This is a genomic window from Paenibacillus sp. FSL R10-2778 (assembly GCF_038593035.1).
Taxonomy (GTDB): Bacteria; Bacillota; Bacilli; order Paenibacillales; family Paenibacillaceae; genus Paenibacillus_AQ; species Paenibacillus_AQ odorifer.
On record NZ_CP151956.1, the window covers coordinates 6,847,807 to 6,874,053 of the forward strand.

21 protein-coding genes are annotated in these 26,247 nt (G+C 44.7%); 10 read left to right on the forward strand and 11 right to left on the reverse strand.

What is annotated here, in order from left to right:
- Positions 1-131 precede the first annotated feature (131 nt).
- The 6 genes from NST40_RS30635 to NST40_RS30660 all read left to right on the forward strand — a co-directional run bounded on the left by NST40_RS30635 (position 132) and on the right by NST40_RS30660 (position 10,005).
- Positions 132-1,052 (forward strand): ABC transporter permease subunit, encoded by a 921-nt coding sequence (locus tag NST40_RS30635; RefSeq protein ID WP_076276316.1) that lies wholly within the window; start codon positions 132-134, stop codon positions 1,050-1,052.
- A gap of 18 nt (positions 1,053-1,070) precedes the next feature.
- Positions 1,071-1,955, forward strand: a complete 885-nt coding sequence (locus tag NST40_RS30640) for a carbohydrate ABC transporter permease (protein WP_038573901.1) — start codon at positions 1,071-1,073, stop codon at positions 1,953-1,955.
- 65 nt (positions 1,956-2,020) lie between these two features.
- Entirely contained in the window at positions 2,021-3,685 is a 1,665-nt protein-coding gene (locus tag NST40_RS30645; protein WP_076220283.1) for an extracellular solute-binding protein, read from the forward strand.
- A 148-nt stretch (positions 3,686-3,833) separates the two neighbouring features.
- The gene (locus tag NST40_RS30650) at positions 3,834-5,672 is read left to right on the forward strand and encodes a histidine kinase (RefSeq protein ID WP_342410288.1); all 1,839 of its coding nucleotides are present in this window, start codon (positions 3,834-3,836) and stop codon (positions 5,670-5,672) included.
- Between the two features lie 3 nt (positions 5,673-5,675).
- Entirely contained in the window at positions 5,676-7,247 is a 1,572-nt protein-coding gene (locus tag NST40_RS30655) for a response regulator (protein WP_076220732.1), read from the forward strand.
- Between the two features lie 136 nt (positions 7,248-7,383).
- Positions 7,384-10,005, forward strand: coding sequence for a family 16 glycosylhydrolase (locus tag NST40_RS30660; protein ID WP_076276318.1), 2,622 nt, complete (start codon positions 7,384-7,386; stop codon positions 10,003-10,005).
- Between the two features lie 185 nt (positions 10,006-10,190).
- Here the strand turns inward: NST40_RS30660 and NST40_RS30665 are convergent, their stop codons facing one another.
- The 4 genes from NST40_RS30665 to NST40_RS30680 form a co-directional block, all read right to left on the reverse strand.
- Positions 10,191-10,571, reverse strand: a complete 381-nt coding sequence (locus NST40_RS30665; RefSeq protein ID WP_076218791.1) for a FlxA-like family protein — start codon at positions 10,569-10,571, stop codon at positions 10,191-10,193.
- Positions 10,572-10,774: 203 nt separating this feature from the next.
- A complete protein-coding gene (locus tag NST40_RS30670; RefSeq protein ID WP_076218792.1) occupies positions 10,775-11,485 on the reverse strand; it encodes an ABC transporter permease in 711 nt (236 codons plus the stop codon).
- Positions 11,482-12,327 carry an ABC transporter ATP-binding protein gene (locus NST40_RS30675; protein ID WP_076218793.1) on the reverse strand — a complete coding sequence of 282 codons (846 nt, stop codon included), beginning with the start codon at positions 12,325-12,327 and terminating at the stop codon, positions 11,482-11,484. The genes NST40_RS30670 and NST40_RS30675 overlap by 4 nt, the downstream gene beginning before the upstream one ends.
- A gap of 104 nt (positions 12,328-12,431) precedes the next feature.
- On the reverse strand, positions 12,432-13,367 hold the full coding sequence (locus NST40_RS30680) for a LytTR family transcriptional regulator DNA-binding domain-containing protein (protein ID WP_076276319.1): 936 nt from the start codon (positions 13,365-13,367) through the stop codon (positions 12,432-12,434).
- Between the two features lie 735 nt (positions 13,368-14,102).
- Here NST40_RS30680 and NST40_RS30685 point away from each other — a divergent pair.
- From NST40_RS30685 to NST40_RS30695, 3 genes are all read left to right on the forward strand, one after another.
- Positions 14,103-14,639 carry an ABC transporter ATP-binding protein gene (locus NST40_RS30685; protein ID WP_256718959.1) on the forward strand — a complete coding sequence of 179 codons (537 nt, stop codon included), beginning with the start codon at positions 14,103-14,105 and terminating at the stop codon, positions 14,637-14,639.
- 183 nt (positions 14,640-14,822) lie between these two features.
- On the forward strand, positions 14,823-16,709 hold the full coding sequence (locus NST40_RS30690) for an FtsX-like permease family protein (RefSeq protein WP_081398205.1): 1,887 nt from the start codon (positions 14,823-14,825) through the stop codon (positions 16,707-16,709).
- A complete protein-coding gene (locus NST40_RS30695; protein ID WP_179087486.1) occupies positions 16,699-17,379 on the forward strand; it encodes an FtsX-like permease family protein in 681 nt (226 codons plus the stop codon). The genes NST40_RS30690 and NST40_RS30695 overlap by 11 nt, the downstream gene beginning before the upstream one ends.
- Before the next feature lie 126 nt (positions 17,380-17,505).
- Here NST40_RS30695 and NST40_RS30700 read toward each other — a convergent pair whose 3' ends face one another.
- The 3 genes from NST40_RS30700 to NST40_RS30710 all read right to left on the reverse strand — a co-directional run bounded on the left by NST40_RS30700 (position 17,506) and on the right by NST40_RS30710 (position 19,683).
- Positions 17,506-18,039: a YceI family protein gene (locus tag NST40_RS30700; RefSeq protein WP_076105142.1), complete on the reverse strand. Its 534-nt coding sequence runs from the start codon at positions 18,037-18,039 to the stop codon at positions 17,506-17,508.
- A 251-nt stretch (positions 18,040-18,290) separates the two neighbouring features.
- Positions 18,291-18,725 (reverse strand): MarR family winged helix-turn-helix transcriptional regulator, encoded by a 435-nt coding sequence (locus tag NST40_RS30705; RefSeq protein WP_076276320.1) that lies wholly within the window; start codon positions 18,723-18,725, stop codon positions 18,291-18,293.
- A 1-nt stretch (position 18,726) separates the two neighbouring features.
- Positions 18,727-19,683: a zinc-binding alcohol dehydrogenase family protein gene (locus NST40_RS30710; RefSeq protein WP_076276321.1), complete on the reverse strand. Its 957-nt coding sequence runs from the start codon at positions 19,681-19,683 to the stop codon at positions 18,727-18,729.
- Positions 19,684-20,153: 470 nt separating this feature from the next.
- On the opposite strand from NST40_RS30710, the gene NST40_RS30715 reads away from it, so the two are divergent.
- Entirely contained in the window at positions 20,154-20,624 is a 471-nt protein-coding gene (locus NST40_RS30715) for a pyridoxamine 5'-phosphate oxidase family protein (protein ID WP_076219982.1), read from the forward strand.
- A gap of 132 nt (positions 20,625-20,756) precedes the next feature.
- On the opposite strand, the gene NST40_RS30720 is transcribed toward NST40_RS30715, so the two are convergent.
- The 4 genes from NST40_RS30720 to NST40_RS30735 form a co-directional block, all read right to left on the reverse strand.
- Positions 20,757-22,046: a hypothetical protein gene (locus tag NST40_RS30720; protein ID WP_342410290.1), complete on the reverse strand. Its 1,290-nt coding sequence runs from the start codon at positions 22,044-22,046 to the stop codon at positions 20,757-20,759.
- A gap of 13 nt (positions 22,047-22,059) precedes the next feature.
- The gene (locus NST40_RS30725; protein WP_076219980.1) at positions 22,060-23,721 is read right to left on the reverse strand and encodes an HlyD family efflux transporter periplasmic adaptor subunit; all 1,662 of its coding nucleotides are present in this window, start codon (positions 23,719-23,721) and stop codon (positions 22,060-22,062) included.
- Complete coding sequence (locus NST40_RS30730; RefSeq protein ID WP_076276323.1) at positions 23,722-25,923, reverse strand: peptidase domain-containing ABC transporter; 2,202 nt, start codon at positions 25,921-25,923, stop codon at positions 23,722-23,724.
- 117 nt (positions 25,924-26,040) lie between these two features.
- Positions 26,041-26,238, reverse strand: coding sequence for a hypothetical protein (locus NST40_RS30735; RefSeq protein WP_076219978.1), 198 nt, complete (start codon positions 26,236-26,238; stop codon positions 26,041-26,043).
- Between the last annotated feature and the right edge of the window lie 9 nt (positions 26,239-26,247).

The following is a 26,247-nucleotide window of genomic DNA, read 5'->3' on the forward strand; positions in this document are numbered from 1 at the left end:
CATTTAATCACAGCATACTTAATTTTTGCGGCTGGTCAAACAAATCTAAAAAAATGGGATAGGGTCGATAATCATGGGCTTTTTTTCCTATGCGCTTTTTCATACGATGAAATAGAAAGGGGGCACGGAAAATGTTCCAATACAGAACGGAACAAATGAAAGCGCTTTTTAAGCAGTGGCAATTGCAAAGCATGGTTATCCCGGGAATCATCTGGATGTTTATCTTTTGTTATATCCCTATGTTTTGGCTCATTATTGCATTTATGGACTACAGCATCGCCAAACCCTTACTAGAATCACCGTTTGTCGGGCTGAAGCATTTTCAGGATTTTTTGACGGATGAGCGTTTTTGGCGTTCGATTCGCAATACTCTGGGGATGAGCAGCATCAAGCTGTTCCTGGGTTTTTCCATTCCTATCTTGTTTGCCTTGCTGCTGAATGAAATACGGAGTCTTCGATTTAAGCGAACGGTACAAACCATTTCGTACCTGCCGCACTTTATTGCCTGGACGATTTTTGGCGGCATTGCGCTCAATTGGCTGGGCGAGGGCGGTGTGATCAATCAGTTGATGATGGTGATCGGGCTCCAGGAACGCGAAATCCTGTTTAACAGCGACCCTAAGTACTTTTGGTGGATCACCTTTTTCACCGATACGTTAAAAGAAACCGGCTGGAGCGCCATTATCTACATAGCGGCAATATCCGGCATTGATCCGGGGCTGTACGAAGCGGCTGAGCTGGATGGCGCAAACCGGCGGCAGCGGATGTGGCATATCACCATTCAGAGCATACGCCCCACCATCGCTATTTTGTTCATCCTCGCTGTCAGCGGGATACTTGGCAGTAACTTTGAGCAGATCTTTATGTTGAAGAACAATATGAACATGAGGATGGCGGAAAGCCTAGACTTGTATATCTACAACATGGGGTTGGTCTCCGGGCGCCATTCCTTCTCAACAGCCGTCCTGTTCGCCCGCTCTATTGTGGCGCTAGGTTTGTTGTTTTTGGCCAATCACACATCCAAAAAACTAACCGGCGACAGCATTTTTTAGAAAGGAGAGGACAGAGGTATGGAAAGACGCAAAAGATTTCGGCAAATTGGAGTATTTGAGGTCTGCAACACCCTGCTGATGCTGGCGGTTTGCTTTTTAACACTGTACCCGATGTGGTTTGTATTCATTAACTCGCTTAATGCGCCGCAGCAGGCATCCCTGGGCACCGTCAACTGGTTTCCCAAAGAATTATCGCTGGCCAGCTATAGCGTTGTGTTCAATGATAAAACAATGATGAACGGTTTTTACATCACCACTCTGCGCACAGTGATCGGGACAGCAACGCATGTGTTGTTTACCGCCATTATTGCTTACGGAATGAGCAAGTCTAATCTAATCGGACGCAAGCTGTATCTTAAAATCGCATTGGTTACGATGCTGTTCTCAGGCGGGCTGATCCCTACATTTATTCTGATGACGAAGCTGGGATTATATGATAATTTTTGGATATTCATCATTCCCTCTATGTACACTTTTTTTAATATGGTCATTTTCATGAGCTTCTTCCGCACCATACCTGACAGCCTGGAGGAATCTGCGAAGGTAGACGGTGCTTCAGACTATGGTGTCCTGTTCAGAATCGTATTGCCCAATAGCATGGCTGTCATTGCGACTATATCGCTTTTTTCAGCCGTTTATCATTGGAATGATTATTACCAGGGGGTCATCTACATCCGTTCGCAGGAATTACTGCCACTACAGACCATGCTGTACAAAATCATTGCGGAGAATTCTATGTCCTTCATGCAACAGCAAGCTATGGCGCAATTCGGCGCAAGACTTCCCGGCAACTCTATTAAATTTGCATCCATGATGGTGGCCACACTGCCTATTCTGATAGTCTATCCTTTCATTCAACGCTATCTGGTCAAAGGTGTAATGATTGGCGCCATTAAGGGATAAGAGTGTGAGTGTCTAGAAACTGGTATACAAAAATTCAGAAGCAGCAAAGAAAGGATGATTATGTCATGAAACGCAATCTCATTAAGCCGGGGTTGACCCTCGTTCTGGCCGCAAGCCTGATGCTAGGCATAGCCGCGTGTTCCAATTCAGCGAATAGTGAAAATAAGCCAACACCACAGCCTACAGATAGTACACAGCCGCCGCAGAGTGAAGCAAAGCTCAATCCCGATGATCCGGCATGGAAGCTGGATACCAGCCCTGTTGATTTGACCTGGTTCGTAGGTGCTAACTGGTATGCCCACACTTGGGGAGACAGCTTGACCTCCAAGTACGTAACGGAAAAAACAGGCGTAAACATCAAGCTTGAGGTACCTTCCGGTGAAGCGAATGAGCATATTACCCTAATGATGACCTCGGGCAAGCTGCCAGACTTGATATCAATGGGTTCGTGGGAAACCGCTGTCAAAAAGCTGTGGGAAGGCGATCATGTCTACGCCTTAAATGAATTAGCTGACAAGTATGACCCTTACTTCTTCAAGGTGGCCGGGGACGGTACACTGAAGTGGTATCGTCAAGAAAATGGCAATACCTATGGCGTTCCGAATGATTCATATAGCCCCAACCTGATGCATGAAACTGGCATGACGGCCGCCAACCAGACTTTCCTGGTGCGAAAAGATTTGTATGAGGAGATGGGCAGCCCGGACCTTAGCACTCCAGAGGGCTTTCTGAACGCACTGCAACTGGTAAAGGATAAGTACTCCCAATATAAAGGCCAGCCCATCAGTCCCTTTTTTGCACAAGGGAACGTCCCTTACGGGATGACCGAATATCTGCAGAACCTACTGGCCGTACCGCATGAGAAAGACGGAAAAGTATACGACCGCATTACCGATCCCGATTATATTGCCTGGCTTAAAACCTTCCGTACGGCTTACGAGCGCGGGTTGATTAATGTGGATTTCCTGGTGGATTCCGATACTCAGGTAGAGGAAAAAACAAACAACGCCCGCTATTTCATGATGGTCCGCGAGTGGACCGGTATGTCGGCTGTCAATCCTATGCTGGCTGCTAGCGGCAACCCGGACTCTTACTACATCGCAGTCGATGGGCCAAAGAACAGCAAGGGCGATAACCCTAAGTTATTCCCTGGCAACATGGACGGCTGGATGGTGACGATGATTAGCAAATCAACCGAAAACCCTGAACGAGCCATCCGCTTTTTGACCTATCTGGCCAGCGAAGAAGGCCAGCGAGATTTGTTCCTTGGCAAGGAAGGCGAAACATGGGAGATGGTGGATGGCAAGCCGCAACTGAAGCCTGAAATGGTAAAATTACTCGACACTGATATTGAGAAGCTGGAGAAAGAATACGGCATCATGGATACCTATTGGATGATGCGAAACCCTGTAATCGTCAACCAGTGGAGACCGGAGAAATCTCCTGTCATTAAGCAAATGGAAGACTTCGCCAATAAGCAGGCCGATATTGATAGCGGTATCTATAAGGGCTTAGATCCACAGGGCGATTCTGATGTGTCGGTAGCCTGGTCCCGTATTTCGCAAAATTGGGAGGAAGTACTCCCTGAGCTAATTACGGCCAAGAATGAGGCTGAATTTGATAAAATCTTCGACAATTTCCTTGACCGCCGCGAGAATTACAACTTTGGCAAGGTGATGGAATACCGCCAGGCTGAACTGGATGTGCGAAAATCCAAAATGGCAGAGTAATAATGCCCGTATAAAGATTACTGCCGGCCACCGAAAGGTTGGCCGGTATTCCCTTTTTCGCTTCTTTTAACCATTTAACAAAACAGCCTAGTTACCTACCGGGCAGTTTGTAATATATGGTATATTACAAGGGTAGGAGGCTACTTAAATGAAGTATCTGCTGACTAAAATGAAGAAGCTGTACCGTAATTCCCGCATCTCCCAAAAATTGTTTTTGGCCTTTAGCATGATGATTGCCATCCCTGCGATTGTGGTATCCTTTTTATTTATCCGCACACAGGAAAGTCAGCTATACAAGGACGCTATGGCTACCGGCAGCAGCCATGTCTCAAGAATTAACGAACAGCTGCGCAGCAAAATGGGCATTATTGAGAACGCTTCCTCTACTGCGCTGAATCAAAAGGCATTTGTAGATTTCATTCACTCCAATATGCGCGGGGATGGCCTGCGTCTCGTAAAATTTAGACAAAATCAATTTGAGCAAATGCATAATATCATTCAAAGCTACGAGATGATCAGCGAGCTCAGTTTCTATATCGATAATCCAAACCTATTTGAGATTTGGCCTGAAATCTACCATTATGACAAGTTCTGGCCGAAGGACTATTGGGTGACACTTCGTGAGGAAGGCGGTGCGGCATACCGCTTATTTGCTTTTAAAGATGGGGAGCATACGCTATCCTATTACCGGCTGGTACGCCTTCAGGGGCAACAGCAGAAGCTCCCTACCATTATGGAAATCCGCGCCCAGCATAGCGTCTTTTTCAGTGACTTGCTTGAGGATAGCGGGGGGGATTTCTTTTCTGTAGTGATGGATGGAGCCGACTCTTCCCGATCGGTATACAATCCTGAGCATATTTTTTCTCAAAATGCCGGTGAAGAATTGGATAAAATTCTAGGCAGCATTCACCAGCGGTTGGATGTGCTGCAGCAGAGCAGCCCCATTAGGGTAAAGGTAGGCGACCATACTTACTACGCGTTATATCGCTACATCGCCCCACTGAACGCCTATGTAGTGGATATTGCCTCTCATCAAGCGCTGATGAAAGGCCCACGAAGCTGGTACTTGCTCGTAGTAGCGATCACATTGTGTGTATTGCTGCTGATGTTACTGCTCGTTTCACATACCACTCGGCGCATTTTTCGCCGGCTCGACAGGGTGCTGGTTTCTATGCGCAAGGTGCGGCAAGGCCAACTGGATGCGAAAATTGATACCGGCCTGGATAAAAACGAAACCGGTGACGAAATCGACGAGGTGGCCGTCAGCTACAATAATATGTTGGACGAAATCAAACATCTGATGACCCAAGTGGTAGATAAACAGCTGATCGCCAAAAATGCACAACTGCACTCGCTGCATTCGCAGATCAATTCACACTTTTTATATAACGCGCTGGAATCCATCCGTATGCTCGCGGAGGTTCAGCGCCAGCCGGCTATCGCCGAAGCGTTGGTGTCTTTAGGCTCACAACTGCGATACAGTATGCAATGGCGCAGCGATACGGTTGCGCTTAGCGAAGAACTTGCCAACATACACAGTTATGTCCGATTCATAAACTTTATGGAGGGTGGCAGCATTGAGTTGACGGCGGATCTCCCGCAGGAGGTACTGCGTTATACAATCCCTAAGATGTGCATGCAGCCCATCGTCGAAAATGCCGTTCATCATGCAGCGCCCTCGGGCGGCAGCGTACGTATCCATATTACCGTATCGGTAGAAAATGAAAGCCTTCTGCTAATTGAGATACGAGATGATGGCGGAGGTGTTGACCCGGAAATGCTGTCCAGTCTGCAGGCTGTGCTACGGGGCGACTCAGATTCACCGATTGTTACCAGCAAAAACGGACTGGGCTTGGAGAACGTGCATAAGCGCATACAGCTTCATTATGGTAAGGACTGCGGTCTTTGGATTGACAGTGTGCAGGGCGCCTATACTTGTGTAACCATACGTTTGCCTTGGGAAAATGTGAATCTTGGAGGATGGTAGGGCATGATCAATATTCTAATTGTGGACGATCAAAAGCACATTCGTGATGGGCTGCAGGCGATGCTGCGCCAATTTCCGCTGCAGCTGGACAATATTTACTGTGCAGTAAACGGAATTGAGGCCTTGGGTATATTGAGTCAGCACAATATCCAACTGGTGATTACTGATATCAGGATGCCCGATATGGATGGACTGACGCTGATGGCGCAGAGCAAACAGAAGCACATCGAGGTAGATTATCTGATTATTAGCGGCTATAGTGATTTTGCCTATGCTCAAAAGGCCATCGAACTTGGAGCAAAGGGCTACCTGCTCAAACCTGTGAAACGTGAAGATCTGCAAACCGCAGTAGAACATGTAGCAAATGAGATAAAAACACGGCAGACGCTCTCGCGTAATATGGAGCATATCTCCCGCCGCGCCCGGGAGACAGACCGCAAGGAACTGAGTATGTTCATGCAGGGTGCAATGATTGATGAGGCGTGGGTTATCCAGACCCAGCAACAGAATCCAGAGTTGTGGAGTAATTACCGCCTGTGTCTGCTGCGGGAGGAATTATGGATTAACCAACCGGGAGCCGACAGTAGCCACAGCATGGAATCCCTTGCCTACCGTGTGTATGGCAGACGAGGGTGTATATGCCTGCAACACCGCCCGTACCTGATTCTCGCGGTTGATGCGGCCGTAGATACGGGAGCCTTCCCGGCCGCCCTCAAAGCAGGACAGATAGATGCCATTACTGCCATGACCAGCCCGCAGCAAGGATTGAAGGAGTTGCCCCGCAGCTATACACAAGCGTTGGAGCTCTATCGCCACAGTTACCTGTTTCCAGAGAAGAGCTGCATCTTGCCAACACATATTGAGCGACTGGAGCAGCAGTGGGAGCTTCCCTATGAAGAGTTATATGTCCTGTTCCAGTTAATCGGCACCAAAAACAGCGGTACAATCACCCAAGGCATTTCTATGATATTTCACAAAGATACATTGCAACGCTATCACATCCAATACACACAGCAGCTATGCCGTGCCATTGTACAGATGCTGGAGGAATCTGTACGTGTGATCCGCCCGTACATGGGGGAAGAAGCGCTGGACATCGAATGTTTACGTAATCTATTCGATTATCCGGGTATTCGCGATTATATTCAGGCGCTGCAACAACAGCTGCTTCGGCTGAACCAATTTTATTATGAATATAAGTGCAGCTATCGCAACTCGCAAGATTTAAATGAAGCCATACGCTTTATACACGAAAGCTATCATAAACCCCTGGATCTCGCGATGGTATCGAATCACGTGTCGCTTAATTATGCCTACTTTTCTAACCTGTTCAAAAAAAATATCGGCAAAGGCTTTGCAGAATACTTGCGCGATGTGCGCCTGGATAAAGCCCGGCGGCTACTGGCCGAAACCGATCATAAAATTGTAGAGGTAGCCACCATGGTAGGGTATGAAAGCTACAAAAGTTTTACACGATCCTTTCGGGATGTCATGGATATGCAGCCCACAGAATATCGGCAAATGATGCGCCGGAAGCACGACAGCGGGGAAAAGTACCGTGACACAGCGCTATAAATAATCAAAAGCCAAAAAATTGGGTTAGAACAAAAATAATTGTACCTTTTAGCTGATTATTATATTCGATAGAATAGAGATGTCCCTAAATGTAAGCGGTTTCGTTTCTTCATTATTTTATTAAAGGAGGGCAAGTATGAAACGACTTTACAATACGGAGAGTGGTTTTAAGCAGAAGGTATTTAGTTTGTTCTTAGCAGTAGTACTGTTAGCTGGGGTTGGCCTATTGCCGACTTCAAAGGTGCAGGCAGCAGGAACCACAGTTACCTCTATGTCTTACTTTTCAGCAGCAGACGGTCCTGTCATCTCAAAATCAGGGGTTGGGCAAGCTAGCTATGGTTTCGTCATGCCTACATTTAATGGGGGCTCTGCCACCTGGAATGATGTTTCCGATGACGTCGGTGTAAAAGTAAAAGTTGCTGGAAACTGGGTGGATATTGACAATGCAGGCGGCTATACCTACAACCAAAACTGGGGACACTGGAGCGACGGTGGCTTGAATGGCTATTGGTTCACTCTCTCCGCAACAACGGAGATTCAGCTATTCTCCAAGGCTAATGGAGTTACACTTGATTACACCCTTGTATTTCAAAACATAAACAAAACGACCATTACTGCTATGGCCCCTACACAAGGGCCGCAGATTACAGCAGGATTTACAGGAAGTGCAGGCTTTACTTATCCTACCTTCAACAATGATCCGGCTGTTACCTATGAAGCCGTAGCTGAAGATCTGAAGGTATATGTAAAACCTGTAAGCAGCAGTACATGGATTGATATTGACAATAATGCAGCCAGCGGCTGGATCTACGATAACAACTTCGGACAATTCACCGAAGGCGGCGGCGGCTACTGGTTCACCGTAACAGAGTCTATCAACGTCAAGTTAGAATCGAAAACCTCAACGGCTAACGTCGTTTATACCCTCACCTTTAATAAACCTGTAAGAAATTCATATGTCTTAACTCCTTATGAGGGAACGACCTTTACCGCAGATGCAAAAGGTGTAATAGGTGTCCCGCTACCCAAAATTGATGGGGGCGCTCCAATAGGCACTGAGCTAGGAAATTACGTATACCAAATTAACATCAACGGACAATGGGTTGCTATGAGTGATTCCAGCCAGAGCGGATTTGTATACGCCGGCAATGGCTATAACAACATGTCTGATGCCAACCAGTGGGGCTATTGGGCTGACTACATCTATGGGCTTTGGTTCCAGCCCGTCCAAGAGGATGTGCAAATCCGTATTGGCTATCCATTAAATGGACAGGCGGGCGGAAGTGTCGGCAACAATTACGTCAACTATACCTTTATCGGTAATCCAGATGCCCCACGTCCAGATGTATCCGATCATGATGACATTGCCATCGGAACAGCAAACGACCCGGCGATAGAGGGCATGAATCTCATTTGGCAGGATGAATTTAACGGAACAGCACTCGATACGAGCAAATGGAGCTACGAACAAGGTTATTATATTACTGACGATCCGAATAGCTGGGGCTGGGGCAACGCGGAACTGCAGCACTATACAGACAGTACACAAAATGTATTTGTACAGGACGGAAAGCTGAATATCAGAGCTTTGAACGATTCAAAATCCTTTCCACAGGACCCAAGCCGGTATGCCCAGTACTCATCCGGCAAGATTAACACCAAAGATCACTTGTCCTTCCAGTACGGCAGAGTGGATATTCGTGCTAAGCTGCCTACAGGTAACGGCGTTTGGCCAGCACTTTGGATGCTTCCGGAAGATGCCGCTTATGGAGCGTGGGCCGCATCCGGAGAAATTGATATTATGGAAGCCAAAGGACGCTTGCCCGGCACGACCAGCGGGGCCATACACTTTGGCGGACAATGGCCTGTAAACAGATATATTGCTGGTGAATATCACTTCCCTGAAGGCCAGACCTTCGCCAATGATTATCATGTGTACTCCATGATCTGGGAAGAAGATAATATGAAATGGTATGTGGACGGCAAGTTCTTCTTTAAAGTCAGTAGAGATCAATGGTATTCCGTAGCTGCACCTAACAATCCGAATGCCCCATTCGATCAACCCTTCTACATCATTATGAATCTGGCAATCGGCGGGCACTTCGACAGCGGCCATACCCCAGATCCGTCCGATATTCCTGCAACAATGCAAGTGGATTATGTTCGTGTCTATAAAGAAGGCAACAGCGAGAATCCGGTAAACGTACCGGTTACCGGTATTTCTCTGAATCAAACTACTGCGCAGGTGGAAGTCGGACAGACTGTGCAGTTGAACGCCAATATTGCCCCGTCTAATGCAACCAATAAGCAGGTCACTTGGAACGTATCAGGTACCAGCGTCGCTTCCGTGAATCCGAACGGTCTCGTGACGGGACTCACTCCAGGCACAACAACCGTAACGGCTACAACAGCCGACGGCAATAAAACAGCCCTCTCCACCATCACTGTTGTACCGGCATCATCATCCGGTGTTATCATCGTCGGCGATGAGGTGCGGGGTCTGAAGAAAATAGGTGACGACCTGCTGTTCTATGTGAACGGCGCAACCTTTGCCGACTTACACTATAAGCTAAATAACGGTGGGCAGCTAAACGTAGCCATGACCCCGGCAGGAAACGGTAACTACACCTACCCTGTAAATCACCTGCAACACGGGGATACCATCGAGTACTCCTTCACCTATAATCCGGGACAAGGGGCCGTCGATTCCCCAACGCTCTCGTATATCCATGGGGTAACCCAAGGAACACCAGAATAAAGTAGTTGAACCCTAGGCAAAATGCAAACACGAATAGGCGAGGAGGAAGTATGACGCTTCCCTCTCGCCTATTTTGTTGTTTCTACCGTGCTGCAGGTCTTCTCGGTGGAAGCTCGGCTAGCTAGCCTCATGATTATGGGCCGTCGGTTCATCACCTGACGCTTTCCGCACCTTCGCTCGCTTGCCTAAATTAACGCGTCGAAATGACCCTCCGCGTCCACCGTCGCCGTCCGGGGATCAGTCAGGCCGATGCCCTTGAGGCCTCCCTTTCCTTCATTTCCCCAAAGAGGGAGGTGATCTTGAAGCGGAGAAGCAGGCACAAAATTTACGGAGGTGCTGCTCCCGCTTTTCTGTACCAGTTGGGACTCCAGCAGCCGGATTTGCCGCTGCAGCTGCTCCCGGCGATAAGGCGTCTGCATCTCACTTCCTTGTGCCGCATTCACTTTATCCAGTTCCATCATCAGCCTGTTTCGCTGTTTCTCCAGAGAACTGACATCACTCTGTGTACCGCCGTAGGCCGCAATGGGCTGTACGGAGCTGATGCCTGATACTGTCTGTGCCGCCATGATCTTTCCCCCCGTTTCCTTGGCTCCCAATCCAAAATCAGCCAAATTTGAAAGTTCTAATCATCTTTATTACCCGGCAGGCCCCGTCATGACAACATCACAGCCTCAATTGGAAAATAATCGTCGTATAGTCTCAGTCGGCCGCTTGTTTCAACCCTACCAAAGACCCACCGAAGGCTGGCTAAAGTCCCTTCAGAGCTCCCTTACTCGTCCTTCAACCGCCGCTGATACAAAATGACAGACACTACTGTTAGCACAACCGTCCATACCAAATTAATGAGGAGTGGTTTCAATACATCGCCCGTCGTATAACCTGTATTGCTTAGACCCAGCAGATGCACAAGCTGACTGCTTGGCATGTAATCCAGCACTTTGAAGACCGGATAATCCTTCGCTAGTACTTCTCCCCACGGTGCCCCCATAAATATAAACGCCACAGGGAGTATAGATAATGAGGCTTCAAGCAACGTCTTGGAGAATAAGCCGCAGATCGTCCCAGCTGCAGTGTACAGAATAATCGAAAGAATGATTACTGCCACAAACGCCCATATATTAGCCGGCTCATAGCCAAATAATAATGTAGAAATAGCGAGAACAACAGTGGACATGACAAAGACCAAACTGCTTTTACCGATTAGTACATCCATGGTCGTAGCCGGTGTCATCATTAATGACCGTAAAGTGTTACGCTCCTTCTCTTCCGCAATCAAGCAGGCTTGTGCGAAACATGTTAGCAATACAAACGAACTATTAAAAAGAAAACCGCTGGCTCCAGGTAAAGACGCACCTGCCCTCTTGAAAATCAGAGCGATAATAATAGGAAAAATCAGCATAATGGACAGCGCGTAGTTACGTGAAAACTCTTTGTAATCCTTCACAAATATCGCCCGGGCACGTTTGTATGAGATACTCATAGTAGCTCACTTCCTGTCATTTTAATAAAAATATCACCTAGACTTGGTTCTTTCGTCTCTAACCGGTCAATTAGCCCCCGCTTCATCCAATCCGCGATTTGATCAGCCGTCCCCTCATCGATCGGGAGCTCGTAGGTTTCCCCATTGATTAAGTCCACACAAATTACGTTCTCCCGGTGCTGCCGCTTAAGTTCCTTTGGTGAGCCTATGGTTTGGATTTGTCCCTGATACAGAATCGCTACACGGTTGCATATCAATTCTGCTTCAGACATATCATGCGTAGTCAGAAAAATCGTTGTTCCTTTCTCATTTAAGTAGCGTAAGCCTTTATAAATATGTGCTGTGTTTACCGGATCTAGAGCTGAAGTAGGTTCATCCAGAAATAATAATTCCGGCTCATGGATAATCGCGCATGCCAGCATGGCACGCTGACGCATCCCTTTGGATAAGAGATGGGCTTTCTTTTTGCGCTCCCCGCTTAAGTTTACAAACTGCAGCACCTTGTCGACCGCAGATTTGGGAAGATCATATAACTTACGATACAGCTCCAGATTTTCCTCAATACTTAACCTCTCATATAGACCACTGTTATCCGTCAAAATCCCAAAACGCATCTTCTGAGCAGACTGCTGCATCATCTCAGCTGGCTGATCAAATACGCTTGCCTGTCCACTTGTCGGATTTAATTGTGCCGTTAAAATCTTGATTAATGTTGTTTTGCCTGAGCCACTCGGACCAAGGAAACCAAAAATTTCACCCTTAGGAATTGAAAAAGAAACATCTGCTAACGCATCCTTTTCTCCAAATCTCTTACGGATACGTTCTACCCGGATAACATTCATTAACTCCACATCCTTAGTGTTGATGGCTTAAACATATACAGATTACATGCTTCCTGCCATCAAAACGCGCCGAAATGTAGCTGTAAGCGCCTGAATGGTACCCTTTAAATGTTAAGAAGAGCTTTTAATTCAGACAATTTTGAACGGGATAACGGAACCACGGCATCTTGACCTGTATTTAATCGCAAGCTGTAGCTATTTTTCGTCCATGTAATAATCTCTCTTACTTTTTGCAGATTAACAATATAGGATCGGTGACACCTAAAAAAACCGAAATTTAATAATCTCTGCTCGAGCTCGGTCAGCGTCAGCGCACAGTCATAATTTTCACCGCCCACATGAACAAGGATTGACCCCTCTACACTTTCTATAAAATCAATTTCAGGCGGATTAAATAAAATCACTTTGTCATTTCTTTTGGTAGAGATCTTCTGCAAGGTTATATTGGCCTCGTCTTGTTTCTGTACTTCCTGCTTATCCTCGTCGAAGTCCCGAATATCCAATGGATGAAATCCCGATTCGTTCAACCGATAAATGGCATCACAGGAAATAAGGGCATCCTCTAAATTCGAAGTTAAAATTAAAATCTGCTTTTCTTGTGAAAGATCATCAAGAATCCGTTTGAGTTGACGACAATCTTGCTCTTCCAAGTAAAAATAGGGTTCCTCCAGTACAAGTGTAGGCTGATACGCGAAAAATACACGCAGCAATGTCACATACATTCTTTTCGATGAGCTTAGATCCTTGATCTTTACCTTCCGTTCTTCCTTTAAAGCAAAATAATCTATCAACGAAGCGGCACGCTCATACCTCTCCGTTATTCTGATTAGAAAAGTGATTAGTTCCTCCACCGATAAACGCATATACTCGTTTTGCCCAGCCCGAAATAAATAATATTGGGAATGATCCCCTAATTGATTCATTAAAAGCTGCTTTCGCTTCAAGTCCGTTATGATGCCAACCGATTGATTCGGTGTCATATTTAATTCGATCTTCGGTAGAAATAATTCCCCATTATAATAAATTGGTTGAAATTGCATGCCATCCTCCCGGTCAGTGCTGCTATAGGGTATACTTTTTCAATTTAGCTCCTGTTATTTCCTGCTAGATAAATACGATTTAGGTAATATTTAATGCAAATTTTAGTAGTCAAGGCATCTAGTTTACCGCATCTCTGGTGAGCAGGAATTCCCTCAACTTAAATTCCTCACTGAGATTTAATACATTTATTTTGAAAATTTCGGAAGAGTTTTGACTTTGTTACTAAATTTACATAATAAGTAGATTTAAAATTATAGAATAACATTGTTAATAAATGGGTTATTAGGGTATCTAAAGAATCAAGTGATGTCATTAGGTTTGGGTTAACAATTTTATCTAAAAGCATCTTTCTTCATTATTACGTCTTGATGGTTTCTGGGTACTTACAGATATCCTCGGAATTCCCAACCTGCATACTAGAAATTTTACATTGGTAAAACAAGGATTATTGGGATATGTATGTAGGAAACGACTTTTCCGCGAGAAATTCAGATTAAATATTATCAATATGAGCAGTACTTACAAGAAAGTGTTTTTAGCGTATTCCTCTTTATACTTAATTGTTTTTAGCATTGCTTTAATGTATATGTTACGTTTTATTTTTTCATTTACTTCCCTCTTTCATTCTTGGAACTGGACAAACTTCAAAGGCATTTTGATAGTGATTGTGATATTAATTCTTCAATTCACCATATTACTTATTAAAAAAATTAACAGAAAGAAGGAAAATTCAGTTGATTGTAGAACAACCGATTCTGGACATTCAAAATCTTAACAAAGAGTACGAATCCGAAGCCGGCATAATATCTGTTCTTACGGGAATAAATCTGAAGTTTTACAAAAGTGAGATTGTAAGCATTATGGGACCCAGCGGCAGCGGAAAATCAACCCTGCTTGGGATTATGGGATCCCTAGATAAGCCTAGTACAGGGAAAATCGCACTTGAGGGTAAGTCAATCGAATCTTTATCTGAAAAAAAACTTTCTGATTATCGCGCACAAAAAATCGGGTTTGTTTTTCAATCCTTCAATCTAATCTCTACAATGACCGCTCTTGAAAATGTAATGCTTCCCATGTTCTGCATCAAAGGCACCCGACATAGTGAAATACGTAAAAAAGCAGAAGAAATGTTGAAGCTTGTGGGGATGGGCGATCGGATGAAGCACCTGCCTAATCAACTATCCGGCGGACAACAGCAACGTGTCGCTATTGCAAGAGCTCTGATTAATAAGCCCTCTCTAGTCATTGCGACGAGCCAACCGGCAATTTAGATCGTGATTCCGGACAGAAAGTTCTTGACCTTATCTTCCGCTTAAAAGAGCAAATGAGAATGACCTTCATTATTGCTACCCATGATCCAGAGGTTGCTTCAAAATCCGACCGAGTGATTTACATTAGAGATGGACGGGTTGAAACTGAGGATCCTTGTCTGAGTAAAGGAAGGTGAATATCTGATGATATGGCTGAGCTCTGCCGGGAGAAGTTTATTACGTAACAAATTAAGAACAATTTTCACTATATTGTCTCTCATTATTGGAAGTGCAAGTTTCTTTAGTATGTTCCTATTATCTGAATTGGCGCCACGTTCTATTGAGAATTCTGCCAAACTGCTATTAGGTGGGGATGTATTAGTCCAGTCCTACCTTAAGCCACTACAGAGCAATATAGTGAATGATATATTCCAAGACATGGGAGAAATCGACAGCCATTCATCTTCATATGTCGGACAGAGCATGGTGCAATCCAAAAATAAAACAACAAGCGTGATCTTGAAGGGAATTGATCCGAAGACTTACCCTTATTATGGGGAAAATCAATACCCTGGCATCCGTTCACTTCAAGCGAATGAGGTCCTTCTTGCTGATAATGCAGCAGATCGCCTACAGGTAAAGGTTGGAGAAAAAATTTGGTTGCCGAGCGCGTCTGATGGAAGTCTGCATGAGTACAAGGTAAAAGGATTAGTACTTAATGTTCAAGAGTCTTACGGAGATGCGGATATTTTTGGAGCTGCTTATCTTACCTTGAATGAAGCAGCTAATCTGCTAAACGCTCCAGCCGGAAGCACAAATGAAATTCTTATCCATTGGAAAGCGGGCACACCAAAGACTTCTTGGCAAGCAGAACTTGAGAAGCATCTGCCAAGTGCTACGCTAACGGACACGAAAGAGCGGACAGACGAAAGCTTGGCTCAAGCCAAGACCCTTCTTTTACTTTTACAATTGTTCAGTCTGCTTGCACTGGGAATCAGCGCTTTGACAGTTTCAAATACTATGAAGCAGGCAATGAGCACAAGAATGCGCGATATTGCAGTTATGAAGGCAATAGGTGTACGCTCTCGCTCAGTTGCCGGTACCTTTTTAACAGAAGGTATTCTTATCGGAACGATAGGAACTATTACTGGAATAGTAACAGGTCTTCTAGTGAGTACTTGGTTAACTTCTTACGTAGGTAAAATGTTAGCTATACCGTTGTCTTGGGAGTTTTCATGGAAAGTCACAATTGTTACCTTCGCAGTAGGAATGCTAATGGCACTGATATCAACATGGATTCCTCTAAAAGGAATGCTCATCGTCTCTCCTATGCAGCTATTGCTTGAAGGAAACCATCAGATCCCTTCTTATCGGGTACGCTTTTGGAAAAGAGGACTCTTATTATTACTGATTTCGCTAGTTGTAGCATTCTACTTACAAAAAACACTTTTTCTGGGTTCAACCGAATCCATTAGTTCTAGAGTCGTTCTATCTTTTTTAGGGATTCTACTGATTATTATATTGGTAAGTATATTTGTGAAGGTATGTTCATCTGCTTTCTCTTTCATTTTCAGAGTGGTTGGAAGCATGAGGAAACTCATCTCTCCTCGTTGGTTTATCCCTTTTCATAATTTATCATCTGGAAGAAAACGATACGGACTATTGGCTCTTATCTTGAGTGTTGGTGTTGCATCAGCAGTATCAAGCGAACTTTTCGCTGATAACTTAACTCAGTCTGTCAGTCAACAGTTAGAGAACGAGGCCAAAGGAAATCTACTCATCACAAGCTCCTTAGTAGAGTCTGAAGCAGTCAAGGAAGCTTTTCAATCTCTCGATATTAAAAAGTGGACAGAGGGTGTCCAGATGAACGGTCTTTTAAGTTCAATTAACGGAAGTGAAGCAACTTCTCTTTTTCAGCAAAAGTCAGACGGGAATAAGTTCTTCGCTTCCAATAAATTGAGCATTGAAGGTGTTGACCCTTCACTTGCATCAAGGTCCTATTCCATTATTGGCGGACGTGACCTTATAGAAGATGATTCATCGCACAAGACCGCATTATTATTGGAAGATTTATCAACAGTTGGGAATTAAGACAGGCGATACAGTTGAAGTTACAATGGGAGAAAAGAAGATTCCTTTCAAAATTGTTGGCTTTTTTGAATCAGGGTTCGTAAAAACAGTAGGTATGAGAACAACTAAAGATATATTGTCTAAATATGGGGCGCCTAACCGGGTAATGTTTTCTATTGACGGAGGGACCCGGACTACGGGTTTACTATCTGAATTAAACGGTTTACTTCCAGCATCCGCTATGGCATATTCAGTATCAAGTACAGCCTCCGAAAGCTTAAATTCAATGATACGTATGATAAGTGTATTCTTCTCTATAGTGACTTTATTTGCCTTCATTACAGCGATACTTACCATCGGGAATCAAATTGTGATAAGCCTTTTAAGAAAACGCAGAGAAATTGCAATCATCAAAGCAGTGGGAGTATCCAATGGTAAGACATTACGGTCAATCTTGTTAGAGAACTTTGTTTTATCCTTAGTCTCAGGAACTGCTGGTACAGGGATAGCTTTGTTGTTAACGACTGTAGCTCTAAAACTTATGTTCAAGTTACCTGTCCTGGTTGATGTTAAATGGGTGATTTATGGGATTGGCCTATGTGTTATAACCACACTCTCAGTGGCTTGGATAGCGGCGAGGCCTGCTCTGCTTACTAAACCTACGCAGCTCTTACAGACCAACCAGTTATGATCTAATAAGGCTCTAATGAATTGGTACTTAAATAGTTACTGTCCCTCTCTATTACGCAGAGAGGGATTTTTTTATACCTTGTCATAACTACGTTTGGTGTAAAAAAACATTAATTTTTGATACGGTTCACAGTATTTTAATTGCCTCAATACAAAGCTCGATCCTCACTTCATTTCCGACTATAATTCCACCCGTTTCCAGAGGCGAGTTGAATTTCAATCCAAATTCATTACGATCAATACTGGCTGTTGAGTGAAATCCTACACGTTCCCGTCCGCGGGGGTCCTTGTTTAGTCCTTCAAAAACAGTATGAAAAGTAACAGATTGGGTTACTCCATGCAGAGTTAGATTGCCTGTAAGTTCATATTGCCGCTCACCAGCAAAGACACAGTTGGTGCTTTGAAATGCAATGGTTGGATACTTGGCAGCATGAAGGAAGTCGTCGCCCCTCAAATGTTCATCTCGTTGCGCTTGGCGAGTTGTGATACTATTTGCGTCTATGGAAGCCTGAATGCCCATGGTCGTTAACTCGTTGGGATCAAAACTTAAAATCGCCTGGAAACGCTCAAATACTCCTTTGATTTTATTAATCATTAAATGGGTCACCGAAAACTCGACGGAGCTGTGGTCCGGATCCACTTCCCATTTGATATTACTCATGAATAGATTCCACCTCTATAATAAGATTATGAGCAAGGTCACCCTATATCCAAAACAATGCGCTACTCGCTATACACCTAATATACAAAAACGCTACTGACAACGTTGTGTCAGTAGCGTTTTAGCATTTTTGCGGCTTCCTCGTAAATCCGATTTCAGAATGGTTCCCCATTGAATCCGTAATTCCTTTTACCCGAATATCCACCATCGCAATAAACATCGAACTGTGTGTGAACAGTCATAATCTGCAACTAGTCGAATCTTTGCAGCGATTCAAATAAACGCCTTAAGTTATTCAATAAGCTGTTTTTTTCCTCCAGAGTCCAGTCATCCAAAGCTTCATGCAAAATTCGTTCACGGGTGAGGCTAATCATTGCATTGATTTCCTCCCCGCTTTTCGTCAATTCAGACACACGAATGCGGGAATCTGAACTTGATGGATACGTATGAACCAACCCGGCATTTTCTAACTTATCGATTTGCCGGCTAACACTCGAATAGTTTTTACCCATCATTGCGGCCAAATCACCAACACTAGTCGGTTGGAGATGCACGATGCCCACAAAGACACGAAAGGTTGCTGCCTCCAAATTGACGCCAGCATTAGCAATCATCTTCTTATCGCGGTCTGGTCTATTGATAATGGAAACTAAATCGATCAGCGCTTTAAAAATATCGTTTTCCATTTTATTTCACCCTTACAACAGGACGAGGCATTAGCGGGGCATTCCAAGCCTCTTCAATATCTTCTAGAGCGAACTCTTTTGTGGTAATTTTTATCTTCCCCACGGCAGCCATTTCAAATACACCTCTAACAGCGGATAGCATATCAGCTTTGGAAACACTCTTATCTCCGCTACCTACGAGTTCGATTGTTGATGAGCGTAAAAGAGATGAAGGTAAATGAATGCTTTCTTGGCCAGATGAAGTTCCAATGCTTACAAAACGGGTTGAACGATCCGTTTTCGTCTTAGCAAGAGCTGACATGATGGCGAGTGCGCTGTCGCCCCAAAGATAATCCAATATAACATCAACACCTTCAGCAATAACTGGCATTAAGGCGTTTTCAAACATTTTTTGACCGTTGTCGGCTGTCATATCAAATGCAAGGCCCTCATCAGCTTCAAGTGCTTGCAACTTTGATTCGTTGCGTCCTGTTACAATGACCTTCTTGGCCCCCAGACCCTTAGCAATCTGAACTGCTAAACTACCGGATGTACCAGTAGCGCCATTAATCAATACAGTTTGACCGGATTTAAAATCAGCTCGAAATACCAATGCAGCCCATGACGACATAGCAGGGTTGGCGATAGCGGCAGCAGTGAGATCATCAATACCATCTGGTAAACGGACAGTCAGCTTTTCGTTGACAATTGTTTGCTCAGCCAAACTGCCATATGGTGCAGTAGGCAGCGCAAAGTAAACACGAGACCCATCTTTCAAAGTTCCTACACCGTCGATACCGGCTACAATTGGAAAGTTATCTTCAGAAGAATAGTGCATACCCATTGAACGGAACTTGCTAACTCGACTCAAGGCCGTTGCCGTAACGTTAATTATAACTAGCCCCTCTGTCCCAACGGGGGAATCAAAATGACCCATTACGGGAATCGTCCCCTTATCCTTTACGATTGCTGCCTTCATATTTACACCCTTCTTCCATCCCATATTATGTGCATATTGCACATAATAAAGTATAACATAAATTATGTGCAATATGCACATTTTATTCGGAATCCATCTCCATCTTGTCGGTCTCATGAAGTGGGATAAAATCGAGGCAGTTCTGGTAGATAACCCCCCCCAATCATTGAGGGAATGCATCACATTAGCCTTAGAGTGGGTATCAGAGATAGCTCGTTGAACAGCCCATACACCGCGCAAGCCCATTAGCTTATTTCCAAAAAAAACGACTGGTCAGGTTCCCCTAATCCAGCCGTTTTTTGATTATTTTAATATTACATTATCGATTAGTATCAGTTGAACCATACCTAAGTCGAGCAGAGGGTTATGATAGCGATTTAATATTTCATCGTATAATTCTTCACATGCACTAAGATTTTACAATGATAAGCTTATAATGTATGCCTTATGACACTTTAGGAGGTAATATAATGAACAAGTACGACGAAGCCATGAAGCTGCTGGAAGAACAAGCGGGTAACAAGGACGCCCTGCTCTCTCTGTCTACCATCGCGCTGGAACCGGGGGCCAATGGCAAAAGCCGTCCCGCCGCCCGTATTGTGGACGCCTATTATGAGGACGGTGCGTTCTACACCGTCACTTATGCGACCTCAGGCAAGATGCAGCAGATCGCCCAAAACCCCGAAGTCGCCGTTTGTATCATCGTCGAAAACTTTACGGCCGATGGTATCGGTGAAAACCTGGGCTGGGTATGTGACGAGAAAAACGCGGAGATGATGACAAAGCTACGCACAATATTCGCCGAGTGGTATAACGAAGCCAATAACGACGAAGATCCTAACACATGCCTGCTGCGCATTCGCCTGACAAAAGGCCTGTGGAATGACGCCCATAAAGGGATCAGAAATGAGATTGATTTTATCAATAAGACGGCAAATTAAGTGGTCTATGTGGTTTCTATAATTGGATTAATGTGAGGTAGAAATTTGATAACAGACAATTTTAGCTCAAAGGGAGTGTCCGCAGACTCCCTTTTTTTCGCCGTTATTTATGATACGGTTCCCATAAACTTCTTATAATATTACACCGTATGTTGCGAGTTTGCAGGTCTCCGCCTGGAGTAAATACTGGTAGAGCAGATCTGTTTTGCTCATCTCCGCCTGCCGCTGTGTCTGTCTTGCCTTATCCAATTCACTGAGCGATAATCTGCCTTTTGTATATAGCAGGTTGGCGTCCTCGGCACGCTGGACAGCGCCTTGTTCCTCATCCATTGCGTCCTGCAATTGATAATATAACGCGGTCAGCTTTGCCTTCTGATCGGCCCATCTATTCTCCAGCCTAGACCATATGGCATCTCTTTGACTAACAGCATTAGACCAAAGCACCGTATAGTAGTGCTTCAACTCCGTTCCAAGGTCTGTTAGGCTGGTCAGGTTATCCTTGGCAAGCTTTATCTTCGCATCCGCTTCTTGAATTTCATAATTGCGAGATAAGTCTACAGTCTGCTCGTAATCAGTTAGTTGGGGAGTTGCAATTGTAATATTCTCAATCTCAATTGAGGTATTCAGGTCCAGCTTTAACTCTCGTGCCAACTGCGCCAACTGTGTTTTATAGCCTCTAACCTGAGAATCCAGCTTGCTTTGCTGAATACGCTGTTGCCGTTGCACCTGATCCCATTCACTCTTGGATGTCCTTCCAGCACGAAACAAGATCTGGGCATCCGAAGCTAGTGTGCTGGAATGAGCATACAAATTTTGTTGATAGGCGATTTGGGATGATAGAGCCGCTAATTGAATATATTGCTGTCTAACGGCATAGATTACAAGTTGTTGTGTCTTCTTGAGAGCAAGTTCTGCCAGTTCGTTATCATAGACCAAACTTCTAAGTTGAGCCTCGTAGGTTTGCAATTGCTTGTCTTTCACCTGCTGATTGTAGCTGCTTTGCATTTGGGACTGGAGCCCGATCCACTGGTTAATCGAACTATTAATGGCAATTTGCAACCCAATTGCTTGAAGAATCTGTTGCTGTTCCTCTTCACCTAATTGATTGAATTCCGGGATTTGCTGTAAAAAATCAGTTGTGTTTACTGGAAGATGACCCGGATTCACAGAAACGCTGCTAGACTCCAGTTCCTTTTTCTCCGAAGCTATATAAGCAGTATTAGCACTGCTCTCCGTAACCTTACCCTTAGCCTGCTGGATATCATCAATGTTTGTAAGAGCTATTTGAACCGCTTCCTCCATCGAAAGCTTCCTTACAGAAGACGACGAAATTGTATCATCTGCATAAGCAAATGGCACCCAGAGTACCAACCATAATCCTAGATATATAAAGATTAATTGAGTTTTTTTCAAGAATTCCATCCATGAACCCTCTCTATTCCTTGAGGTTGATCTTCTCCAGTACAAAGTCGAGAATGCGTTTGGAGTCGGTAATAATATAAGCCTCGGCGCTCATTCCCAGGCGGATTTCACCCTGTTCTCCTCGGCGATCGACTAAACTCTTGCCCGATAACGCTGCCTCCACTAGATAATAGCTGCGGCCGTCCTGCTGAACAACAGAATCACTGGCGATCGAGGTAACGGTTCCGTTCAAAGACCCATAACTCTGCTTGGGAAATGCAGCAAAATTAAAGTGGACCTTGTCACCGAGCTTAATCTGTCCTGCAGCGGAATTAGGAACGGCCAAGCTCATTTTATACATGGACTCGTTAGCCGGAATGATTGCAAGCAAGGCTTCGCCCGTCTGGATTACATCCCCTACGTTGACTTCTTTAAGAATGTTTAGCGTGCCGTCAATAGGGGCAAAAAGAATGCGGTTACTTTTCTCCAGCTTAAGTTGCTGAATGTTGTTTTGCAACAACTTCGAGTTGGCCTGCTCCTCTTCGATTGAGCTGCCGATCTGAACAATCCGGTCAGCCTTCAATTTATTCAGGGCTGTCTGCTCCACAGATCGTCCAAGTTCTTTACTGTTCTCCAAATCCTCAAGTTCTTGGATCAGCTTGTCCTGCTGCAATCGGGTTCCTTCCGCCTCTGAGTACCGGGCAGACGCTTGCCGGATCAGCGTTTCCAGATCGGTATGCAACTCTTTCAGCTGATTGCTCGCATCGGATACATTAGCGGCAATACCAGAAAGAGTCTCTTCTCTGAACTGCTCAACCTGAGCGGCCGACGTACCGGCCTCTCTCCACGCATTTTCAAGCTCTACCTGCGATACAAGCCTGTCGCCGAGTTCCTGCAAGCTATGATAGTCCGCTTCCTTTTCCTCAGCTACTTTCTTTAACTGTCCATACTTGGTCTCGTAAGCCGCATATTGTTGACTGTGTTTGCTATCGGCGGAAGCAGGCATGCTTCGATTCTCAGCTACAGAATACTGAAGAAGCTTCTCCTGCTCAAGCTCGGTTTGAAGCAATCCGAGCTTGCGTTTTAAATCGACTTGCTGCTCTGTAAGCTTGGATTGATTGACCTCCAGATCGTTCTTTAGCAACGCCTGTGAACCCATATTGTCATGAATGGCCGAGGCGATCTCTTGTGATGATGCAGACTGGCTCTGCTGAAGCCGCTGATTTTCCAGTAAAAATTGCTCTACCTCATCATAATATACCACTTCGTCCGGCAGTGTCTTCGAGAACTCGTTATGAAGCGAGGCTACACTATTCCGGTACCGCTTTAGCAGCGATAGCCTGCGATTGCTTTTCTCCAGCAGCCCGGTTTGAGAAGCCAATTGCAGATCCAGATCCTTGGTATCCATCGCTATCAGCTCTGTACCTTTTTGTACGGTCATTCCTTCTCTGACTTTAACAGCGGTCACTTTCCCCATTGATGCGGTCTGCACAGTGCTGACCTTCTCGTTAGGCCGAACTATTGCAGCCGCCTTAGAAGTTATGTCAATTTCTCCATAATAGGACCAGATGGCTGCCGCACCCAGCAACACTAGCAAAAAGAGCAAAAATCCTGATATAAAGGGATGTGTCTTAGCTTCAAGCAGTTCGCGGCTGTCCGTCATTTCGCTTAATTCAGTTAACTTAACCTGCACCATTTATCGTTCACCCGGTCTTCCCGCATACGCAAATTGCTCCTCATCCTCAGGCAGTTGATCCTTCCAAAGACTGTAGTATTTCCCTCTTTGGTTCTGTAACTGCTGATGACTTCCGGATTCGATGACATGTCCCTTCTCCATGACGTAAATCCGGTCGCATCGCATAATTGTGCTCAGCCTGTGGGCGATAATAACCATACTCATATCTTCCAGACAGTTAATTGTGTCCGAGACGGCTCGTTCTGTGGTAGAATCCAGATTGCTCGTAGCCTCATCCAGAATTAAAATATCCGGCTTCCGCAGCAGCGCTCGGGCAATGGCCAGCCGCTGTCTCTGGCCTCCCGACAGATTAGCACCGTTCTCTTCCAGCATGGTTTGATACCGAAGCGGGAATTGATTAACAAAATCATGTGCCTGAGCCATTTGACATGCTGCTGCAATCTCCTCCAAGGTATAATCTACTACAGCTCCCAGACATAAGTTCTCACGGATAGTTCCGCTGAAGAAAAAGGTATCCTGAGAGATGTAAGAGATCCGGTCCCGCAGACTGTCTAAATGAATATCTTTAATATTATAGTTTCCAATAAGAATATCGCCATTCTCATGCGAATAGAACTGCATCAGCAGCTTGATGAGGGTGGTCTTGCCTGATCCGCTCTCGCCGACCAAGGCAATCTTCTCCCCTTGATTGATCGTCAAATGAATATTATCTAGAATCAGAGCACGGGTTCCATAACGAAAAGAGACTCCTCTAAATTCAATATCCCCTTTTAAAACCGCAGGCCGCATCTTTTGCTCCTCATTCGCCTGTTTTTCCGCCTCAAGGTCTAGAATCTCGCTCAATCGGTCGGCTGCTACCATCGCCGTTTGAAGAGTCGGTTGCAAATTGATTAAATTCTGGATGGGTTCCAGAAAGTAAGCCAGCAATGAGTTGTAAGCGATCAATTGTCCAATGGAGAGATTACCCTTAATGACTTGAATGGCGCCCACCCAAAGAATTATAACGCCTCCAATTAACTGAACAGTCGCCTTGAGCGAACCCTGAATATTATTAAAAAGTCCCAGCCGGAAAACGGATTTCAACAAGCTGACAAATTTACGTTCTGTTTCAAATCCTGATTGCCCTTCGGCGCGGTATGCTTTTACTGTCTCAATGCCTTCAATTGATTCTACAATATAAGAGGTCAACTGCGAGTTGTTCTCCATCTGCTCACGGTTCAGCCGATCAAAAGGCTTATGAAACCCCCATACCAGCAGGAGATAAAACGGGATCATTAATAAAGTGACACCGAATAATAATCCGCTTTGGGTATAGAGAATGGCTCCGCCGGCAATTACCATGATTGTATCAATCATTACGGTGAGCGTTGCGCTGGAGATAGCATCCCGAACCTTGGATGCATCCATCAGCCTTGAAATAATCTCACCGGTTTTACGTGCACCGAAAAAACTCATCGGCAGCTTCAGGACATGATGATAGTAACCGAGGATCAAGGAAATATCGAGCTTTTGGCTCAGCGTTAGAAGAATATGGTTCCGGAAGGCACTCAAAATCACTTTAAATATGTAAAGTGCAATTACTCCAATAGAAACAATATGTAGGGTCTTGGTGAGGCTATATGGGAGAATTTCGTCGATAAGTAGCTGAAAGTAAAATGCTGATAGAATCCCCAGGATGGTAAAGAGCATAGAAGACAAAAATATACCGCCCAACATGCGCCGCTGCGGTATCAATAGACCAAAGAAGCGGGAAAACAATCCCTTTGTTTGATCTCCTCTTTTAAATTGGGGAGTCGGTACCATCAATATGAGAACGCCGGTCCACATTTGAAAAAACTCATCAGGCTTGAGTCTGACAATTCCTTTACTCGGGTCAGCTAGTATAATCTCTGTTCGGGTAACCTTGTGAATCACTACATAGTGTAGGAGTGTACTGTCAACTACCACATGAGCAATTGCTGGCAGAGGAAATTCACCAAAAAAAGATTCCTGACTTCCCTTAACGGCCTTAACAGTAAAACCAAGCTGCTCAGCAGCTTTAACTAAACCGTAGGCACTTGTTCCCTGATTATCGGTGCCCGCTGCTTCCCGCACTCTGGAAATCGGAATTTTTAAACCGTACTGCTTGCAAATAGTAGCCAGACAGGCTGCGCCGCAGTCCTTGATATCATGTTGTTTAATGCAGATCAGTTTTTTAAACAGATAAACCCCCGCCTAGAGCAATAATATGATTTTTATGTAACTGGACTGTGTGGTAGTGGAGCTTTCCCGCTATTTGGATGCGAAGCCTGAGTTTGTTGGCACTCCCTAGTTTAACTTTTATTTCACACTATTATTTTTAATGTTTTTCATTTCTATTGTATAAGCAACAACTTGAATTATAAACGCAACTGAAATTACAATAAGCAATATCCCAACTACAGGCAATTTATTATTTAAGTAGTTGATTCCTGATGTAATAATACATAGTATAGAAAAGAGCAGAGAAACTCTTAAAGTTTTAATTTTTTTCGCCATTATATTCAT

Coding starts and splice junctions, on each gene's coding strand:
- NST40_RS30635 (WP_076276316.1), top strand. CDS start 132: ATGTTCCAATACAGAACGGAACAAATGAAAGCGCTTTTTAAGCAGTGG.
- NST40_RS30640 (WP_038573901.1), top strand. CDS start 1,071: ATGGAAAGACGCAAAAGATTTCGGCAAATTGGAGTATTTGAGGTCTGC.
- NST40_RS30645 (WP_076220283.1), top strand. CDS start 2,021: ATGAAACGCAATCTCATTAAGCCGGGGTTGACCCTCGTTCTGGCCGCA.
- NST40_RS30650 (WP_342410288.1), top strand. CDS start 3,834: ATGAAGTATCTGCTGACTAAAATGAAGAAGCTGTACCGTAATTCCCGC.
- NST40_RS30655 (WP_076220732.1), top strand. CDS start 5,676: ATGATCAATATTCTAATTGTGGACGATCAAAAGCACATTCGTGATGGG.
- NST40_RS30660 (WP_076276318.1), top strand. CDS start 7,384: ATGAAACGACTTTACAATACGGAGAGTGGTTTTAAGCAGAAGGTATTT.
- NST40_RS30665 (WP_076218791.1), bottom strand. CDS start 10,571: ATGGCGGCACAGACAGTATCAGGCATCAGCTCCGTACAGCCCATTGCG.
- NST40_RS30670 (WP_076218792.1), bottom strand. CDS start 11,485: ATGAGTATCTCATACAAACGTGCCCGGGCGATATTTGTGAAGGATTAC.
- NST40_RS30675 (WP_076218793.1), bottom strand. CDS start 12,327: ATGAATGTTATCCGGGTAGAACGTATCCGTAAGAGATTTGGAGAAAAG.
- NST40_RS30680 (WP_076276319.1), bottom strand. CDS start 13,367: ATGCAATTTCAACCAATTTATTATAATGGGGAATTATTTCTACCGAAG.
- NST40_RS30690 (WP_081398205.1), top strand. CDS start 14,823: ATGATATGGCTGAGCTCTGCCGGGAGAAGTTTATTACGTAACAAATTA.
- NST40_RS30700 (WP_076105142.1), bottom strand. CDS start 18,039: ATGAGTAATATCAAATGGGAAGTGGATCCGGACCACAGCTCCGTCGAG.
- NST40_RS30705 (WP_076276320.1), bottom strand. CDS start 18,725: ATGGAAAACGATATTTTTAAAGCGCTGATCGATTTAGTTTCCATTATC.
- NST40_RS30710 (WP_076276321.1), bottom strand. CDS start 19,683: ATGAAGGCAGCAATCGTAAAGGATAAGGGGACGATTCCCGTAATGGGT.
- NST40_RS30715 (WP_076219982.1), top strand. CDS start 20,154: ATGAACAAGTACGACGAAGCCATGAAGCTGCTGGAAGAACAAGCGGGT.
- NST40_RS30720 (WP_342410290.1), bottom strand. CDS start 22,046: ATGGAATTCTTGAAAAAAACTCAATTAATCTTTATATATCTAGGATTA.
- NST40_RS30725 (WP_076219980.1), bottom strand. CDS start 23,721: ATGGTGCAGGTTAAGTTAACTGAATTAAGCGAAATGACGGACAGCCGC.
- NST40_RS30735 (WP_076219978.1), bottom strand. CDS start 26,238: ATGGCGAAAAAAATTAAAACTTTAAGAGTTTCTCTGCTCTTTTCTATA.